This window comes from Phytobacter sp. RSE-02, from assembly GCF_040578655.1.
Lineage (GTDB): Bacteria > Pseudomonadota > Gammaproteobacteria > Enterobacterales > Enterobacteriaceae > Phytobacter > Phytobacter diazotrophicus.
This window is the reverse complement of sequence record NZ_JBEULY010000005.1, coordinates 1-18,024: the sequence shown is the minus strand read 5'-3', so window position 1 is coordinate 18,024 and position 18,024 is coordinate 1. Positions and strand designations below refer to the sequence as shown.

Here is an 18,024-nt window from a genome sequence, read left to right as displayed (position 1 = left end):
GAGGATGTTATGGAAAAAATCACATTAACCGTGCCCGCCAGCCGTACCTTAAATGGCAAAGCGCTGGCAGGGGTTGTTGGTTCAGGGGATATGGAGGTGTTATTCACCGCCGACCAGAGCCAGACACTCACTATAGATATCACGACTTCCGTCGACAACAGCCGTGGCCGCTGGGAAGCCTTGTTCAACCGTCTGCAAACCGTCAGCAGCCTGCCTGCGGGCAAACTGATCATTCACGATTTCGGCGCCACGCCAGGTGTCGCGCGCATTCGTATTGAGCAGGTCTTTGAAGAGGTGAGCTATGCGTGATGATCGCAGTTTTATCGAACTAAAAGCACGCCAGCGTGCGCATGCGCTGCTGGATGAAGGCAGCTACCGTGAACTGCTCGACCCGTTTGAAGGGATTGTCTCCCCGTGGCTGGGCGCGCAGGGCATCGTGCCACAGGCCGATGACGGCATGGTGGTGGCGAAAGGCACCATCAACGGCAAACCTGCCGTGGTCGTCGCCATTGAGGGCGCCTTCCAGGGCGGCAGTATGGGCGAAGTCTCCGGTGCCAAAATGGCAGCGGCGCTGGAACTGGCGGCAGAAGATAACCGCAACGGTATCCCGACCCAGGCGGTGCTGAGTCTGGAAACCGGTGGCGTTCGTCTGCAGGAGGCCAACCTTGGCCTGGCGGCGATTGCTGATATTCATGCCGCGATTGTTGACCTGCGCCGCTATACCCCGGTGATCGGTATTGTGGCCGGGACTGTGGGCTGCTTCGGTGGGATGTCCATTGCCGCAGCGTTGTGCAGTTATCTGATTGTTACCCGCGAAGCCCGCCTGGGGCTGAACGGTCCGCAGGTCATCGAACAGGAAGCGGGTATTGAAGAGTACGACTCCCGTGACCGTCCGTTTATCTGGAGCATGACCGGTGGGGAAGTGCGCTATCAAAGCGGGCTGGTGGATGCGCTGGTGGGCGATGGTGTAAACGCGGTGAAGCAAGCCATGAACGAGGCGATTGCCAAAGGCGTACCGGCAAAACATCGCACCGATAACTACGACGACTACCTTGCCCGTCTGACCAATTTCGACACCCGCAAACAGGCTGATGCCGAACAGATTAAAGCCCTTTTTGCCCGGGAGGTGAAATGATGAGTACTGCAATAAGCCGTGGCGAACTCTGGCTGGAAACTCTCGCCCCAAACGCCCGGCGCCGGGCAGGCTTATGCCCGTCCGTACAGGTAGCCGATGGTGAACTGAACGGTGAAACGGTGCGCTTTGTTGCCGTTGTGCCGGATGCGAATAACCATTTCCCGCGCGCCGCCAAAGGCGAGGTGGGCCTGCTGGAAGGCTGGACGCTGGCGAAAGTTATCAGCGAAACGGTCGCCGCTGATGCGGATAAAGCCGAGAAACGCCCGATTGTGGCGGTAATTGATGTACCAAGCCAGGCGTACGGTCGCCGTGAAGAAGGTTTTGGTATTCACCAGGCGCTGGCCGGTGCCGCTGCGGCCTATGCCAGTGCGCGCCTGGCGGACCATCCGGTGATTGGTCTCATTGTTGGTAAAGCGATGTCCGGCGCGTTTCTGGCGCACGGTTATCAGGCTAACCGGCTGATAGCCTTCAACGACAAAGGCGTGTTGATTCACGCGATGGGTAAAGAGTCCGCCGCGCGTATCACCTTGCGTACCGTAGAGGCGCTGGAAAAACTGGCGGCGACCATCCCACCGATGGCCTATGACATCAGTAACTACGCCACCCTGGGGCTGCTGGAAAATCTGCTGGATATCAGCAATCCGGATGCGCCATCGTCGTCCGATCTGGCGCTGGTGAAAACCACGCTGCAAGAGGCTATCCACGCCGCTCGTCAGGATGCCACCCTGAAAAACCGTCTGGGCGCTGACAATCGCCGCAGCTCTGCGCTTGTGCGTGAACGCATGAAAGCGAGCTGGTAAGTAAAAAAGAGACCTGCCAGATGCATTAACTCCGTGGGCACAGCCACTGTGCCCACGCGGGAGCGTGCATCCTGAAAATAATAATCATCGCACCAGTGCTAAACGTTTCTTTATTTATTACAGGTGATTTATGACTTATGTAATTGTTCATGCCCTCGCGCCGATTTTTATCATCATGTTGCTGGGCTTCTGGGCGGGCAAGGCCAAAATGGTGGATAACAAGAATGTTTCCCTGCTCAATATTTTCGTCATGGATTTTGCACTCCCCGCGGCCCTGTTCAGTGCCACGGTACAAACTCCATGGACCGGTATCGTTGCCCAGTCTCCACTGATTCTGGTCCTGACGCTGGCGATGTGGGTTACTTACGCGGTTATCTACTTCCTGGCGACCCGTGTCTTTAAAAAATCGCCGCAGGATGCCGCCGTGCTGACCCTGACCGTCGCGCTGCCGAACTATGCGGCGCTGGGGCTGCCTATTCTGGGTAGCGTGCTGGGCGAAGGTTCTTCTACGTCGCTTTCCGTCGCGGTGTCGATTGCCTGTGGTTCAGTATTGATGACCCCATTCTGCCTGCTGATTCTGGAGCGTGAAAAAGCCCGTGCGCAGGGGGGCAACTCCGGTTCCACGCTGGCAATGCTGCCGGTTTTGATGTGGCGCTCGCTGAAAAAACCGATCGTGATGGGGCCGCTGTTGGGTGTGATCCTCTCTGCGATTGGTATCAAAATGCCGGAACTCCTGCTGGCGGCGATTAAACCGCTGGGCCTGTCTGCAACCGCAGCGGCGTTATTCCTGACCGGGGTGATCCTCTCTGCCCGTAAACTGCAGATCAACACGATGGTCATCACCTCGACCATTGCCAAGCTGCTGATTCAGCCTTTTATCGCCTGGGGCATCGTGCTGATTTTTGGCCTGCACGGTTCGGTGGCGATCACCGCAATCCTGATGATTGCGCTGTCTGCCGGTTTCTTCGGCGTGGTATTCGGTAACCGATTTGGCGTGCAATCGCCGGATGCAGAAGCCGTGCTGCTGTTAAGCTCAGTACTGTGTATTCTGTCGTTGCCGTTGTTTATCTCGCTGACCTCAGGAATCTAAACCATGAAAACATTACGACCGCACGATCTTGTCTGGCTTGCCGATCGTAGCGCCCTGGAAGGCGTTACCGAAGCGTGGGTTGAAGAGATATGGCACCCCGGTTTGCCGGTGGTGGTGCGGCGTGATGTGAATCCTAATGGGCGCGTACCTGTCGGGATACGCGGCCTTAAACGTGAGCAACGCGCAGCGGCCTGGGTTGCCCCGGAGCACGTTGTCCGCGTTGTCTCTCCGGAAGAACTCGTTGATACGCAGACGCTGGTCCGCTCGCCGTTTATCACTCAGCCGCCCGTGCAGGTTGCGTTCCAGTTGGCTCAACAGCGCTGGCCGTGGGTCTGGGGAATTACGGGCAGTAGCGGTTATAGCCTGGCAACCGGGATCCCGGTTTTGCATGCGGCCAGCGATCTTGACCTGATGATCCGTGCGCCGCAACCGCTGGCACGCGAGGCGTTGCTTCGCTGGCAGCAGCAGATTTCAGGCGCCTTATGCCGTGTTGATACGCAGGTCAATGTTCCGCAGGGCGGCTTTGCGTTGACGGAGTGGCTGCGTGACGGCCGGGTGCTTCTGAAAACGAATCGCGGGCCGCAGTTGGTCAGCGATCCCTGGTTTGAGGGGAATTAAATGAAGATTCTGTTCACCTTTCCCGGGCAGGGGACTCAGCATCCGGGGATGTTGCGCGCGCTTCCGGGAACGGAACTGGCGCAGGCACGTGAGGTGCTGGGCGCAGAAATCGATACGCTGGATACGGCGGAAGCCTTACAGCATACGCGCGCCGTTCAGCTTTGTTTGTTGATAGCCGGGGTTGCCTGGGCACGTGAACTTATGCGCCGGGACGTTTCGCCCGATATTGTCAGCGGCTTTTCGATTGGCGCCTATCCGGCCGCGGTCATCGCCGGAGCGCTGGATTATGCAGACGCTCTGCGGCTTGTGGCATTACGCGGTGATTTAATGGAGCAGGCCTGGCCCCACGGTTATGGTCTGACGGCGATCATGGGCCTGACGCTACCGCAGGTGGAGGCACTGGTGGAAGGGAGCGGGGCGTATATTGCCAATCTGAATGCCGAGACCCAGATTGTGATTGCCGGTAGCGATGCGGCGATGGCGAGTGTGGGGCAGAAAGCGCTCGCCAAAGGCGCAAATAAAGTCCGACGTCTTGATGTCAGCGTACCGTCACACTGTGCGCTGCTGGCTGAACCGGCCCAAAAACTGGCGGAGGCATTTCGCAAGGTGACACTTGCTCGCCCGAACTGTGCTTACCTTAGCGGTAGCACCGGGCGCGTATTGTGGCAGGCTGATAAAATTGCCGACGATCTGGCGATGAACATGGCGCGCACCGTGCGCTGGCAGGAGGCGATGATTGCGGCAAACGAACGTGAAGCCCGGCTGGCGATTGAGATGCCGCCCGGCGGCATACTGACCTGCTTAACCCGTCAGGCCGCATGGACGGGAGAGACGATTTCATTAGATCGCAGTGGCGTATCGGTCGCAGAACACCTCGCAAAACGGCTCAGATCGCAGGAATAAGCCGTGTTCGGTTCAGGCGTTGTCCTGCCGGTTTCTGGCGTACATACGGCCTTCCGCCGCCAGCGCCAGTAAGTTCGGGTCATGCTCGCGGTTGCGGGCAAAGACAATGGCTATCTGCTGCTGCATCTGGTAGGGCTGTGCGAGTTTGAGTAGCTGCACGGAATTCTCATACACCTTCTTCATCCGCCCCGGCATCAACGTGAAGCCCACGCCCGCCTGCACCAGGCTCAGCATAGAAAAGATGTCATTCACCCGCGTCACAATCTCTGGCTCAAATCCGGCGATATGGAAGGCTTCCTGAAACCCGGCATAGGTGGCAAACCCTTCGGCAAGAGCGACGAATTTTTGCTGGCGATAGTCGCGTAAATCGGCTGGAGCGGAGGTATTCAGTTTCGCGGCCGCCGGTGCAGCCAGAAAGATTTCATCGTGGAAGAGCGGCAGCATTTCGAGGTTGGCTGAATCCAGCTCCGATTCAGAAATCGAGATCAGTATCGCGTCCAGCGATCCTTCCTCCAGTTTATGCAACAGAGCCTCGTTCGACCCCATCGTCAAATCCATCTCAAGTTCCGGGCGGCGCAGCTTCATCCCCATGATCAACTGGGGGACGGTTTCCAGCGTGAGCGAATAGAGGGTGCCGACGCGCAAACGATTCTGGCCGATACCCGCCATCTTGCGGGCTTCTGCCAGACCGCGCTCCATGATTTGCGTGGCCTCCTGGCAATACTCCAGTAATGTCCAGGCCGCCGGAAGGGGCAATAAGTTACGCCCCTTGTGGACAAACAGCGGGCAGCGTACGTTCTCCTCCAGCGTATGCAGCGCGCGATGCACGCTCACACCGCTAAGGTTCAGCGCCTCGGCGGCTCGGGCGATATTGCCTTTCTCCATGAAGGCCATAAAAATGGCCAGTTTGCGAAAGGTGAGATCACTGGTGATATCGGGGTTCATCTCAGCCTGCCTGCGTGATTAATCGGTTTGCAGCATGGCCTCAAGCTGCTCGTGCGCCTCCAGCCACGCCATTTCGCACTCTTCAAGACCCGCTTTTGCCTTCGCCTGTTGCTGCAGACACTCGGTAAGTTCTGCTTTACGGCTTTGGTCATACAGGCCGCTGTCTCCGAGCTTCTCTTCCGCCTGCGCTAGCTGGGCATTGAGTTTTTCCATCTCTTTTTCGAGGCGGGTGATCTCTTTGCGCAGTGGTTGCGTTTGGGTTCGTAATTCGGCTTCACGGCGTTTCTGGTCTTTGCGGGCCTGCGCACTGTTGGCATTGTCTTTCGGTGCGTCGGTCGGCTGGCTTTCCTGTTTCTGAATGTCGCTCAGCCACTGCTGATAATCTTCCAGATCGCCATCGAACGGTTCGACTTTTCCGTCGTGCACCAGGTATAAATCGTCCGTGGTAGAGCGCAGCAGATGACGGTCATGCGACACCACCACCAACGCGCCTTCAAATTCGATTAACGCTTCGGTCAGCGCCTGACGCATGTCGAGATCAAGGTGGTTGGTGGGTTCATCGAGCAGCAGCAGGTTCGGGCGCTGCCAGACGATCAGCGCCAGTACCAGACGTGCTTTTTCGCCCCCGGAGAAGCGGCGAGTCTCTTCGCTGACTTTGTCGCCCTGGAAACCAAAACCGCCGAGATAATCACGCAGCTTTTGCTCCAGCTCCTGCGGGGCCATACGCGCCAGATGCTGTAATGGCGACTCGTCGGCACGCAAAAACTCCAACTGATGCTGGGCGAAATAGCCAAGCTTGATGCCCTTCGCCAGACCGATGTCGCCGCTAAACGGCGTCAGTTCACCGGCCAGCAGTTTAATAAGCGTCGATTTACCCGCACCGTTGCGGCCCAGTAACCCGATACGCGACCCTGGCACCAGGTTGAGCTTAATAGAGTCGAGGATGACGCGGTCGCCATAACCGGCGCTGATTTTTTCCATTTTCAGCAGCGGATTGGGCAGGCTTTCTGGCGCACGGAAGCTAAAGTGGAACGGATTATCCACGTGGGCCGGTGCGATAAGTTCCATACGCTCGAGCATTTTGATGCGGCTTTGCGCCTGCTTCGCTTTGCTGGCTTTGGCCTTGAAGCGATCGATGAAACTTTGCAGATGCGCCACGCGCTCCTGCTGGCTTTCGTACATTGCCTGCTGCTGCGCCAGACGGGTTGCGCGCTGACGCTCGAAGGAGCTGTAGTTGCCGGTGTATTCGAACATGGTTTGCTGTTCGATATGAATAATTTTATCCACCACCGGGTCGAGAAAGTCACGATCGTGGGAGATAAGAATCAGAGTGCCCTGATAGCTCTTTAGCCACTTTTCCAGCCAGATTACCGCATCGAGATCGAGGTGGTTGGTCGGTTCATCGAGCAGCAGCAGGTCGGAGCGGCAAATCAGCGCCTGCGCGAGGTTAAGACGCATACGCCAGCCGCCTGAGAAATCGCTGACCGGACGTTCGAGCTGCTCGTTAGAAAAACCCAGACCGTGTAGCAAACTGGAGGCGCGCGAACGGATAGTCCAGGCGTCGATAGCGTCGAGCTTGCCGTGGACGGTGGCGATGGCGTGTCCGTCATTGCGTTCGTTGGCGGCGTTCAGCTCTGCTTCGAGACGACGGTATTCGCGATCGCCATCAATCACATAGTCGAGTGCAGGCATCGGCAGGGCAGGGGTTTCCTGATTTACCCAAGCCAGTTGCCAGTTATTGGGAAAGGTAAAACTACCGCCATCAGCGCTGAGCTCGTTTTTCAAAAGCGCCAGCAACGTAGATTTGCCGCAGCCGTTTTTGCCCACCAGGCCAACTTTCTGACCCGGGTTGATGGTAGCTGTGGCGTTATCCAGCAGGACACGCACGCCGCGACGAATTTGTAACGAGGAGAAAACAATCATAAGGCGCCGTATGTTCAGACTATGTTAATTTGTCATTATGATAATGTAAGTAGTGAGCGGTTTCGCCTCACCAGGCCCGCAATGGTAGCCCAAAACAAAGAATTTAGACAAAATCATTCTGGCCGCTGAATGCGGTAATAAAAATGACAGGTTTTACGCCCGGGAGGGGGATGATGTCCCAGACAGCGAAAGTACTGCTGCTGTATGCCCATCCGGAATCACAGGACTCGGTGGCAAATCGAGTTTTGCTCAAGCCGGCAAAGCAACTGCACAATGTCACCGTGCATGACCTCTATGCACACTATCCAGACTTTTTTATTGATATTCCCCGGGAGCAGGCGCTGCTGCGCGAGCATGAGGTTATTGTTTTCCAACATCCGCTTTATACCTACAGTTGCCCGGCGTTGCTGAAAGAGTGGTTTGATCGCGTGCTTACGCGCGAATTCGCCAGCGGCCCGGGAGGGAGTCAGCTCGCGGGAAAGTACTGGCGTAGTGTCATCACCACCGGTGAACCGGAGGCGGCCTATCGCCATGACGGGCTCAACCGTTATCCCATAAGCGATATTCTGCGCCCTTTTGAGTTAACGGCGGCCATGTGCCGCATGCACTGGATGAATCCCATCATTATTTACTGGGCGCGCAGGCAGCCGCCAGAGGCGCTGGCAAACCATGCGAAAGCCTACGGCGACTGGCTGGCCTCGCCGATCATGACGGGAGGCCTGTAATGGAAGGTTCGGATTTATTGCTGGCTGGCGTCCTGTTTCTTTTCGCTGCGGTGGTGGCGGTTCCGCTTGCTGCCAGGTTAGGAATCGGCGCGGTGCTCGGTTACTTGCTGGCGGGGATTGCCATTGGCCCCTGGGGGCTTGGTTTCATCAGCGATGTTGATGAGATCCTGCACTTTTCGGAACTTGGTGTCGTCTTTCTGATGTTCATCATTGGACTGGAGCTGAATCCGTCAAAACTTTGGGCGCTGCGTCGCTCTATCTTTGGCGTAGGCGCCGCGCAGGTACTGATGAGCGCGGCCGTGCTGGCCGGATTACTGATGCTGACACAATTCTCCTGGCAGGCGGCGGTGATTGGCGGGATTGGTCTGGCGATGTCCTCCACCGCGATGGCGCTCCAGTTGATGCGTGAAAAAGGAATGAACCGTAGCGAATCCGGCCAGCTTGGCTTTTCGGTGCTCCTGTTTCAGGACTTAGCGGTGATCCCGGCGCTGGCGCTGGTACCGCTGTTAGCGGGTAACGGTGATGACCATCCTGACTGGGTAAAAATAGGCATCAAGGTGCTGGTGTTTGCGGGTGTGCTGGTTGGCGGGCGCTATCTGTTGCGCCCGGTGTTTCGCTTTATTGCCGCATCCGGCGTACGGGAAGTTTTTACAGCCGCTACATTGTTACTGGTCCTCGGATCGGCGCTGTTTATGGATGCGCTGGGGCTGTCGATGGCGCTGGGCACCTTCATTGCGGGTGTGCTGCTGGCGGAAAGTGAATACCGTCATGAGCTGGAAATAGCCATCGATCCGTTTAAAGGGCTGCTGTTAGGGTTGTTCTTTATTTCCGTCGGCATGGCGCTCAACCTTGGTGTGCTCTATACCCATTTGCTTTGGGTACTGGCGAGTGTTGCCGTGCTGGTGGCGGTGAAGACGGGAGTGCTCTATTCCCTGGCGCGTATCTATGGTCTGCGCAGTTCCGAGCGAATGCAGTTTGCCGGGGTGTTGAGCCAGGGGGGAGAATTTGCTTTTGTGCTTTTTTCCTCGGCATCCTCGCAACGCCTGTTCCACAATGATCAAATGGCGTTGCTACTGGTGACGGTCACCTTATCCATGATGACCACGCCAGCGCTGATGAAGCTCATCGATAAATTGCTGTCCCGGCGCTTTAACCAGCCAGAAGATGAAGGCGAAATGCCGTGGGTGGACGACGATAAACCGCAGGTGATTGTGGTGGGATTCGGGCGTTTCGGTCAGGTGATTGGTCGTCTGCTGATGGCCAATAAAATGCGCATAACGGTACTGGAGCGGGATATCAGCGCCGTTAACCTGATGCGTAAATATGGCTATAAAGTGTATTACGGTGACGCCACGCAGCTTGAATTGTTGCGTTCTGCGGGGGCGGAAGAGGCCCAGTCCATCGTCATCACCTGTAACGATCCGGAAGATACGATGAAGCTGGTGGAACTGTGTCAGCAACATTTCCCGCAGCTTAAGATCATGGCGCGTGCGCGGGGCCGTGTGGAAGCACATGAGCTCTTGCAGGTGGGCGTGACACAATTTTCCCGTGAGACGTTTTCCAGTGCGCTTGAATTAGGCCGTAAGACGCTTATCTCAGTGGGAATGCACCCGCATCAGGCCCACCGTGCGCAGTTGCACTTTAAGCGTCTCGATATGCGTATGCTGCGTGAGCTGATGCCAGTGCATACCGATACGATGCAAATTTCCCGTGTGCGGGAAGCGAGACGAGAGCTGGAAGAGATTTTTCAGCGTGAAATGCAGCAAGAGCGTCGCCAACTGGATGGCTGGGACGAGTTTGAATAAGGGGGAACCCATGGCAGTACGTAAACGTTTTATTGCCGGGGCCGTATGCCCGTCCTGCCAGGCGCAGGATTCGATGGCAATGTGGCGCGAGAATAATGTCGATATAGTTGAATGTGTTAAGTGTGGTCACCAGATGCGTGAGGCGGATAAAGAAGCCCGTGAACATGTCCGCAAAGATGAGCAAGTTATCGGGATCTTTCATCCGGACTAGCGATATACCCAGAGTTTTTTTAAGCTAAAGGGTACACAGGGGCGGATTTCCGTTACAATCTGCGCCAGCAATTTTCCCACGCTCAGGAGATATCATGAAAGTAGCAAAAGACCTGGTGGTCAGCCTGGCCTATCAGGTACGTACAGAAGACGGTGTATTGGTTGATGAGTCTCCGGTGAGTGCGCCGCTGGACTACCTGCATGGTCATGGTTCCCTGATCTCTGGCCTGGAAACAGCGCTGGAAGGTCACGACGTCGGCGACAAATTTGATGTTGCTGTAGGCGCGAACGACGCTTACGGTCAATACGACGAAAATCTGGTTCAGCGCGTTCCTAAAGACGTCTTCATGGGCGTTGACGAGCTGCAGGTTGGCATGCGTTTCCTGGCTGAAACAGACCAGGGTCCGGTACCGGTAGAAATTACCGAAGTGGAAGACGACCACGTGGTGGTTGACGGTAACCACATGCTGGCTGGCCAGAACCTGAAATTCAACGTTGAAGTTGTTGCTATTCGCGAAGCAACCGAAGAAGAACTGGCTCATGGTCACGTTCACGGTGCTCACGGTCACGATCACGACCATGGTCACGACGGTTGCTGCGGCGGCCACGGCCACGATCATGACCACGGTCATGAGCATGGCAAAGGTGGTTGCGGCGGTAATGGCGGTTGCGGCTGCCACTAATACCCGTCGTCTTTCCAGCCACAGCGGCATGGGCTACGCTTGCGAACTCCGGTCACAGAGTTATCTTTGCTCCGGGGATTCCACTAGCTTTATGTCTTGCGGTGACTCGGTAAATGTTCGGGCACAAAAAAAGCGGGAGATTCCCGCTTTTTTTACGTCTCAATAATGGGGCGGAGGCGTCTCTTCGGACTGTGAAGCGATGTGTGAGGGCTGGCTGGCTTTGAGTTTTTCTGCCATTAAGCGCATATGTTCCCGCAGCTTTGTCATTTCCAGTTCATGGGCAATGACCGTCTGGTTGAGCTCTTCAATGGTCATCTCCTGGAAGGCCAGTTTGCTTTCCAGTTCTGCCAGCCGCGCTTCCATTGTTAAATCGTTCATGGTGTACCTCGTATCAATGTTCTGCACGGTTATCGCCAGGATGACGGATTTTACTGAACTTTCACCCCGTCTGCAGCATCCGACTGGCGACGCGAAACTAATTTAAACAAAAATAGTCTGAAAACAGGCGATTTCAGGGGGAGACCTTATGTTGATTTCGCCCACAACGTTTTATAGTACGTTTCTCATTTACGTTTAACCCTGGGGTGAGATGCCCCGGCCCTGGAGATATGGATGAAATCACTGTTTAAAGTCACGCTGCTGGCGACCACGATGGCCGTTGCACTGAATGCGCCGCTGACCTTCGCTGCTGAAACCGCAACGAAAGATGCAACTGCAGCAGCAGCTGACAGCAAAGCGGCATTTAAAAATGACGACCAGAAATCCGCGTATGCGCTGGGTGCGTCACTGGGCCGCTACATGGAAAACTCCCTGAAAGAGCAAGAAAAACTGGGCATCAAACTGGACAAAGATCAGCTGATCGCAGGTGTTCAGGATGCGTTTGCTGATAAGAGCAAACTGACCGACCAGGAGATCGAACAGACTCTGCAGGCGTTTGAAACCCGCGTGAAGACAGCCGCGCAGGAAAAAATGGAAAAAGACGCTCTGGAAAACGAAACCAAGGGCAAAGCTTTCCGTGATGCGTTCGCTAAAGAGAAAGGCGTTAAAACCTCCTCTACTGGCCTGCTCTATCAGGTAGAGAAAGAAGGTACGGGTGATGCGCCGAAAGACAGCGATACCGTAGTCGTTAACTACAAAGGTACGCTGATTGACGGTAAAGAGTTCGACAACTCTTATACCCGTGGCGAGCCGCTCTCTTTCCGTCTTGATGGTGTTATCCCTGGCTGGACCGAAGGGCTGAAAAACATCAAGAAAGGCGGCAAAATCAAACTCGTGATTCCACCAGAACTGGCTTACGGTAAAAACGGCGTTCCGGGTATTCCGGCTAACTCTACGCTGGTCTTTAACGTAGAACTGCTGGATATCAAACCAGCACCGAAAGCAGACGCATCTGCCGCGCCAGATGCAGCAGCTGCGCCCGATGCGCCAGCCGCTACCGGCGATAAGCCCGCTGACGCAAGCAAAAAATAATGATGTAAACGCCGCCGCCTTTTGAGCGGCGGTTTTTTTATTGCAGCACAGAGATACACATCATTCATACTGCTTCGGGGCGGAAATACCAGTATTTCCCACGCATACTCAAATCTGTGACCAGACAGCGCTGATGCCGCCAACAAAGAAGCAGCTTGAAGCATAAAATGTATATAATTCTGGAAAGCGTCACCCACGCTGTATTAATTTAATCCTCTGTGTAAATGTCGAGCCTGCCCTGAAAACATAATGACAGGCTCCTGAAAAGGAGTGCTTTTTTTCATGTCCAGGTCGCTTTTAACCAACGAAACCAGTGAACTTGATTTACTGGATCAACGTCCTTTCGATCAAACAGACTTCGATATTCTTAAGTCATACGAAGCCGTTGTGGACGGGTTAGCGATGCTCATTGGTTCTCACTGCGAAATTGTTTTGCACTCCCTGCAGGATCTGAAATGTTCCGCCATTCGTATCGCTAACGGCGAGCACACCGGGCGTAAAATCGGTTCGCCGATTACTGACCTTGCATTGCGTATGCTGCATGATATGACCGGTGCGGACAGTAGCGTGTCCAAGTGCTACTTCACGCGCGCGAAAAGCGGCGTTTTAATGAAATCGGTGACTATTGCTATTCGTAATCGCGATCATCGGGTCATTGGTCTGTTGTGCATCAACATGAACCTTGACGTGCCGTTTTCGCAAATCATGAACACCTTTATCCCGCCAGAAACACCGGATGCAGGTTCGTCTGTCAACTTTGCTTCTTCGGTAGAGGATCTGGTAACTCAGACCCTTGAGTTCACGATTGAAGAAGTGAATGCCGATCGTAACGTTTCCAATAACGCCAAGAATCGCCAAATCGTTCTGAACCTCTACGAAAAAGGTATCTTCGATATCAAAGATGCCATCAACCAGGTGGCGGATCGTTTGAATATCTCCAAGCACACCGTTTATCTGTATATCCGTCAGTTCAAAAGCGGCGACTTCTCCGGGCAGGATCGGTAATGCGTTTTGCCTTAATGGTCACCGGCCCGGCTTATGGTTCCCAGCAGGCGAGCAGTGCCTGGCAGTTTGCCTGCGCGCTGCTGGCCAGTGGGCATGAGCTGGGGTGTGTCTTTTTCTACCAGGACGGCGTCAGCAATGCGAACGCGTTGACTTCTCCCGCCTCGGACGAGTTTGATCTCGTTCGCGCATGGCAACGTCTGCATGAGCAGCATCAGGTTGCATTGCATATCTGCGTTGCGGCGGCGCTGCGTCGGGGCGTTGTTGATGAAAACGAGGCCAGTCAACAAGGCTTGCCTTGCGCTAATCTCCAGCCGGGGTTCACGCTCTCGGGCCTGGGGGCGCTGGCCGAAGCGGCATTAACGTGCGATCGTGTGGTGCAATTTTAATGAAACGTATCGCTTTTATCTTTAGCTCTGCGCCGCATGGATCTGCTGCCGGACGTGAAGGCCTTGATGCATTAATGGCCGCGTCCGCTTTTACCGATGATATCGGCGTGTTTTTTATCGGTGACGGTGTCTTCCAGTTGCTGGTGAATCAACAGCCGAAGGCTATTCTGGCACGTGATTACATCGCGACCTTTAAAGTTCTTCCTCTTTATGACATCGAAACCTGTTGGGTTTGCCAGGCATCGCTCCGCGAGCGTGGCCTGAGTGATGCGACGCAATTTGTGTTACCAGCGCAACTGCTGGAGCCGGATGCGCTTCGCGATCACTTAGATGGGTACGATGTTGTCATGACGTTTTGAGGCATTTATGTTGCACACTTTGACTCATTCTCCCTGGCAATGTGATATGGCAACGTTATTGCGAACCGTGCGCAGTGGGGACGATCTTTTATTGCTTTCCGATGGTGTGATTGCGGCTCTGGAAGGCGGGCAATACCTTGAGTTACTGCTAAATGCCCCCATAACGGTGCATGCGCTGAATGAAGACATTGATGCGCGAGGTCTGTCTGGTCAAATTTCGAGCAGTGTCGTCAGGGTTGGCTATAATGATTTCGTTAGCCTGGCGGTAAAACACGAGACTCAGATGCGTTGGTGATACGGGATCGTTGTATATTTCTTGACACCTTTTCAGCACAGCCATAAAATTCTGCGTCCTCATATTATATGAGGTCGATTTATTACGTGTTTACGAAGCAAAAGCTAAAACCAGGAGCTATTTAATGGCAACAGTTAACCAGCTGGTACGCAAACCACGTGCACGCAAAGTTGCGAAAAGCAACGTGCCTGCGCTGGAAGCATGCCCGCAAAAACGTGGCGTATGTACTCGTGTATATACTACCACTCCTAAAAAACCGAACTCCGCACTGCGTAAAGTATGTCGTGTTCGTCTGACTAACGGTTTTGAAGTGACTTCCTACATCGGTGGTGAAGGTCACAACCTGCAGGAGCACTCCGTGATCCTGATCCGTGGCGGTCGTGTAAAAGACCTCCCGGGTGTTCGTTACCACACCGTTCGTGGTGCGCTTGACTGCTCCGGTGTTAAAGACCGTAAGCAAGCACGCTCCAAGTATGGCGTGAAACGTCCTAAGGCTTAATGGTTCTCCGTTAAGTAAGGCCAAACGTTTTAAATTAATGTCAAACTAAACTCTTTGAGTTTTGGACAATCCTGAATTAACAACGGAGTATTTCCATGCCACGTCGTCGCGTCATTGGTCAGCGTAAAATTCTGCCGGATCCGAAGTTCGGATCAGAACTGCTGGCTAAATTTGTAAATATCCTGATGGTAGATGGTAAAAAATCTACTGCCGAATCTATCGTATACAGCGCGCTTGAGACCCTGGCTCAGCGTTCTGGTAAAAACGAACTGGAAGCATTCGAAGTCGCTCTCGAAAACGTGCGCCCGACTGTAGAAGTTAAGTCTCGCCGCGTTGGTGGTTCTACTTATCAGGTTCCAGTTGAAGTCCGTCCGGTTCGTCGCAATGCTCTGGCAATGCGTTGGATCGTTGAAGCTGCTCGTAAACGCGGTGATAAATCCATGGCTCTGCGCCTGGCGAACGAACTTTCTGATGCTGCAGACAACAAAGGTACTGCAGTTAAGAAACGTGAAGACGTTCACCGTATGGCAGAAGCCAACAAGGCGTTCGCACACTACCGTTGGTAATCCCTTCGGTTTAGTCACCAGGCGGGCGCTTCGGTGCCCGCTCTGGCTCACTTAATCTGAACGTCTAAAGCAATAAACGAGGAATCAAATGGCTCGTACAACACCCATCGCACGCTACCGTAACATCGGTATCAGTGCGCACATCGACGCCGGTAAAACCACGACTACCGAACGTATTCTGTTCTACACCGGTGTGAACCACAAAATCGGTGAAGTTCACGACGGCGCCGCTACCATGGACTGGATGGAGCAGGAGCAGGAACGTGGTATCACCATCACTTCCGCTGCAACTACTGCGTTCTGGTCTGGTATGGCCAAACAGTATGAACCGCATCGCGTAAACATCATCGACACCCCGGGGCACGTTGACTTCACCATCGAAGTAGAACGTTCCATGCGTGTTCTTGATGGCGCGGTAATGGTTTACTGCGCAGTTGGTGGTGTTCAGCCGCAGTCTGAAACCGTATGGCGTCAGGCAAACAAATATAAAGTTCCGCGTATCGCGTTCGTTAACAAAATGGACCGTATGGGCGCGAACTTCCTGAAAGTTGTTGGTCAGATCAAAACCCGTCTGGGCGCGAACCCTGTTCCGTTGCAGCTGGCGATTGGTGCTGAAGAAGGTTTCACTGGTGTTGTTGACCTGGTGAAAATGAAAGCCATCAACTGGAACGATGCAGACCAGGGCGTTACCTTCGTTTACGAAGATATCCCGGCTGACATGCAGGACCTGGCTGATGAATGGCACCAGAACCTGATCGAGTCCGCAGCTGAAGCGTCTGAAGAGCTGATGGAAAAATACCTGGGCGGCGAAGAGCTGACCGAGGAAGAGATCAAGAAAGCGCTGCGTCAGCGTGTTCTGAACAACGAAATCATCCTGGTAACCTGTGGTTCTGCATTTAAGAACAAAGGTGTTCAGGCGATGCTGGATGCGGTAATTGATTACCTGCCTGCACCGACTGACGTACCGGCAATCAACGGTATTCTGGACGACGGTAAAGATACCCCGGCTGAACGTCACGCAAGTGATGACGAGCCGTTCTCTGCGCTGGCATTCAAAATCGCTACCGACCCGTTCGTAGGTAACCTGACGTTCTTCCGCGTGTACTCTGGCGTGGTTAACTCTGGTGATACCGTACTGAACTCCGTGAAAGCGGCTCGTGAACGTTTTGGTCGTATCGTGCAGATGCACGCGAACAAACGTGAAGAGATCAAAGAAGTTCGCGCGGGCGATATCGCTGCAGCTATCGGTCTGAAAGACGTGACCACCGGTGACACCCTGTGTAACCCGGATCACCCGATCATTCTGGAGCGTATGGAATTCCCGGAACCGGTAATCTCCATCGCAGTAGAACCGAAAACCAAAGCTGACCAGGAAAAAATGGGTCTGGCTCTGGGCCGTCTGGCTAAAGAAGACCCGTCTTTCCGTGTATGGACTGACGAAGAATCTAACCAGACCATCATCGCTGGTATGGGTGAACTGCACCTCGATATCATCGTTGACCGTATGAAACGTGAATTCAACGTTGAAGCTAACGTAGGTAAACCTCAGGTTGCTTACCGTGAAGCGATTCGTCAGAAAGTTACCGATGTTGAAGGTAAACACGCGAAACAGTCTGGTGGTCGTGGTCAGTATGGTCATGTTGTTATCGACATGTACCCGCTGGAGCCGGGCTCAAATCCGAAAGGTTACGAGTTCATCAACGACATTAAAGGTGGTGTAATTCCTGGCGAATACATCCCGGCCGTTGATAAAGGCATCCAGGAGCAGCTGAAATCTGGTCCGCTGGCTGGTTACCCGGTAGTTGACATGGGCGTGCGTCTGCACTTCGGTTCTTACCATGACGTTGACTCCTCTGAACTGGCGTTTAAACTGGCTGCGTCTATTGCCTTTAAAGAAGGCTTTAAGAAAGCAAAACCAGTTCTGCTTGAGCCGATCATGAAGGTTGAAGTAGAGACTCCGGAAGAGAACACTGGTGACGTTATTGGTGACTTGAGCCGTCGTCGCGGTATGCTGCGCGGTCAAGAATCCGAAGTGACTGGCGTTAAGATCCACGCTGAAGTACCGCTGTCTGAAATGTTCGGATACGCAACTCAGCTGCGTTCTCTGACCAAAGGTCGCGCATCGTACACTATGGAATTCCTGAAGTATGATGATGCGCCGAACAACGTTGCTCAGGCCGTAATCGAAGCCCGTGGTAAATAAGCCGCAGGGTTAAAACCAAAGTCCCGTGCTCCCTCCATAAGGGGGGAGCACTATAGTAAGGAATATAGCCGTGTCTAAAGAAAAATTTGAACGTACAAAACCGCACGTTAACGTCGGCACCATCGGCCACGTTGACCACGGTAAAACTACTCTGACTGCTGCAATCACTACCGTTCTGTCCAAAACTTACGGTGGCCAGGCTCGTGCATTCGACCAGATCGATAACGCGCCGGAAGAAAAAGCACGTGGTATCACCATCAACACCTCTCACGTTGAATACGATACTGCGATCCGTCACTACGCACACGTAGACTGCCCGGGCCACGCCGACTATGTTAAAAACATGATCACCGGTGCTGCGCAGATGGACGGCGCGATCCTGGTTGTTGCTGCGACTGACGGCC

At 54.2% G+C, this 18,024-nt stretch carries 22 protein-coding genes; 19 read left to right on the top strand and 3 right to left on the bottom strand.

What is annotated here, in order from left to right:
- Positions 1-9 precede the first annotated feature (9 nt).
- The 6 genes from mdcC (at position 10) to mdcH (ending at position 4,546) form a co-directional block, all read left to right on the top strand.
- Positions 10-309, top strand: coding sequence for a malonate decarboxylase acyl carrier protein (gene mdcC, locus ABU190_RS12540; RefSeq protein WP_041851420.1), 300 nt, complete (start codon positions 10-12; stop codon positions 307-309).
- Positions 302-1,135 carry a biotin-independent malonate decarboxylase subunit beta gene (locus ABU190_RS12535; RefSeq protein WP_041851421.1) on the top strand — a complete coding sequence of 278 codons (834 nt, stop codon included), beginning with the start codon at positions 302-304 and terminating at the stop codon, positions 1,133-1,135. The genes mdcC and ABU190_RS12535 overlap by 8 nt, the downstream gene beginning before the upstream one ends.
- On the top strand, positions 1,135-1,935 hold the full coding sequence (gene mdcE, locus ABU190_RS12530) for a biotin-independent malonate decarboxylase subunit gamma (protein ID WP_354691660.1): 801 nt from the start codon (positions 1,135-1,137) through the stop codon (positions 1,933-1,935). The genes ABU190_RS12535 and mdcE overlap by 1 nt, the downstream gene beginning before the upstream one ends.
- Positions 1,936-2,065: 130 nt before the next feature.
- Positions 2,066-3,025 (top strand): AEC family transporter, encoded by a 960-nt coding sequence (locus ABU190_RS12525; protein ID WP_041851423.1) that lies wholly within the window; start codon positions 2,066-2,068, stop codon positions 3,023-3,025.
- A 3-nt stretch (positions 3,026-3,028) separates the two neighbouring features.
- Entirely contained in the window at positions 3,029-3,643 is a 615-nt protein-coding gene (locus ABU190_RS12520) for a malonate decarboxylase holo-ACP synthase (RefSeq protein ID WP_354691497.1), read from the top strand.
- The gene (gene mdcH, locus ABU190_RS12515) at positions 3,644-4,546 is read left to right on the top strand and encodes a malonate decarboxylase subunit epsilon (RefSeq protein ID WP_354691496.1); all 903 of its coding nucleotides are present in this window, start codon (positions 3,644-3,646) and stop codon (positions 4,544-4,546) included. It begins immediately after the preceding gene.
- Between the two features lie 12 nt (positions 4,547-4,558).
- Here the strand turns inward: mdcH and ABU190_RS12510 are convergent, their stop codons facing one another.
- On the bottom strand, positions 4,559-5,491 hold the full coding sequence (locus ABU190_RS12510; RefSeq protein WP_354691495.1) for a LysR family transcriptional regulator: 933 nt from the start codon (positions 5,489-5,491) through the stop codon (positions 4,559-4,561).
- 18 nt (positions 5,492-5,509) lie between these two features.
- On the bottom strand, positions 5,510-7,414 hold the full coding sequence (locus ABU190_RS12505; protein WP_041851427.1) for an ABC transporter ATP-binding protein: 1,905 nt from the start codon (positions 7,412-7,414) through the stop codon (positions 5,510-5,512).
- A 170-nt stretch (positions 7,415-7,584) separates the two neighbouring features.
- Here ABU190_RS12505 and kefG point away from each other — a divergent pair, with 170 nt between their 5' ends.
- From kefG to slyD, 4 genes are all read left to right on the top strand, one after another.
- A complete protein-coding gene (kefG, locus tag ABU190_RS12500; RefSeq protein ID WP_072039772.1) occupies positions 7,585-8,139 on the top strand; it encodes a glutathione-regulated potassium-efflux system ancillary protein KefG in 555 nt (184 codons plus the stop codon).
- The gene (kefB, locus tag ABU190_RS12495; protein WP_354691494.1) at positions 8,139-9,944 is read left to right on the top strand and encodes a glutathione-regulated potassium-efflux system protein KefB; all 1,806 of its coding nucleotides are present in this window, start codon (positions 8,139-8,141) and stop codon (positions 9,942-9,944) included. The genes kefG and kefB overlap by 1 nt, the downstream gene beginning before the upstream one ends.
- Before the next feature lie 10 nt (positions 9,945-9,954).
- Positions 9,955-10,155, top strand: a complete 201-nt coding sequence (locus ABU190_RS12490; RefSeq protein ID WP_041851430.1) for a YheV family putative zinc ribbon protein — start codon at positions 9,955-9,957, stop codon at positions 10,153-10,155.
- Between the two features lie 94 nt (positions 10,156-10,249).
- Positions 10,250-10,837 carry a peptidylprolyl isomerase gene (slyD, locus tag ABU190_RS12485; RefSeq protein ID WP_012135442.1) on the top strand — a complete coding sequence of 196 codons (588 nt, stop codon included), beginning with the start codon at positions 10,250-10,252 and terminating at the stop codon, positions 10,835-10,837.
- Between the two features lie 159 nt (positions 10,838-10,996).
- On the opposite strand, the gene ABU190_RS12480 is transcribed toward slyD, so the two are convergent.
- Positions 10,997-11,215 carry a protein SlyX gene (locus ABU190_RS12480; RefSeq protein ID WP_041851432.1) on the bottom strand — a complete coding sequence of 73 codons (219 nt, stop codon included), beginning with the start codon at positions 11,213-11,215 and terminating at the stop codon, positions 10,997-10,999.
- A 234-nt stretch (positions 11,216-11,449) separates the two neighbouring features.
- Between ABU190_RS12480 and fkpA the strand changes: the two genes are divergently transcribed.
- The 9 genes from fkpA to ABU190_RS12435 all read left to right on the top strand — a co-directional run.
- Positions 11,450-12,307, top strand: a complete 858-nt coding sequence (gene fkpA / locus ABU190_RS12475) for an FKBP-type peptidyl-prolyl cis-trans isomerase (RefSeq protein WP_041851433.1) — start codon at positions 11,450-11,452, stop codon at positions 12,305-12,307.
- 282 nt (positions 12,308-12,589) lie between these two features.
- Positions 12,590-13,312 (top strand): transcriptional regulator, encoded by a 723-nt coding sequence (locus tag ABU190_RS12470; RefSeq protein ID WP_041851434.1) that lies wholly within the window; start codon positions 12,590-12,592, stop codon positions 13,310-13,312.
- Entirely contained in the window at positions 13,312-13,698 is a 387-nt protein-coding gene (gene tusD / locus ABU190_RS12465) for a sulfurtransferase complex subunit TusD (protein WP_354691493.1), read from the top strand. The genes ABU190_RS12470 and tusD overlap by 1 nt, the downstream gene beginning before the upstream one ends.
- Positions 13,698-14,057, top strand: a complete 360-nt coding sequence (gene tusC / locus ABU190_RS12460) for a sulfurtransferase complex subunit TusC (protein ID WP_354691492.1) — start codon at positions 13,698-13,700, stop codon at positions 14,055-14,057. The genes tusD and tusC overlap by 1 nt, the downstream gene beginning before the upstream one ends.
- A 7-nt stretch (positions 14,058-14,064) precedes the next feature.
- Entirely contained in the window at positions 14,065-14,352 is a 288-nt protein-coding gene (tusB, locus tag ABU190_RS12455; RefSeq protein WP_041851437.1) for a sulfurtransferase complex subunit TusB, read from the top strand.
- Between the two features lie 124 nt (positions 14,353-14,476).
- Positions 14,477-14,851 (top strand): 30S ribosomal protein S12, encoded by a 375-nt coding sequence (gene rpsL, locus ABU190_RS12450; protein ID WP_000246815.1) that lies wholly within the window; start codon positions 14,477-14,479, stop codon positions 14,849-14,851.
- Positions 14,852-14,946: 95 nt separating this feature from the next.
- On the top strand, positions 14,947-15,417 hold the full coding sequence (rpsG, locus tag ABU190_RS12445) for a 30S ribosomal protein S7 (RefSeq protein ID WP_035894363.1): 471 nt from the start codon (positions 14,947-14,949) through the stop codon (positions 15,415-15,417).
- An 88-nt stretch (positions 15,418-15,505) separates the two neighbouring features.
- Positions 15,506-17,620: an elongation factor G gene (fusA, locus tag ABU190_RS12440; RefSeq protein WP_041851438.1), complete on the top strand. Its 2,115-nt coding sequence runs from the start codon at positions 15,506-15,508 to the stop codon at positions 17,618-17,620.
- A gap of 70 nt (positions 17,621-17,690) precedes the next feature.
- Positions 17,691-18,024 (top strand): GTP-binding protein (locus tag ABU190_RS12435; RefSeq protein WP_354691491.1); only part of this gene is annotated, 334 nt, incomplete at its 3' end.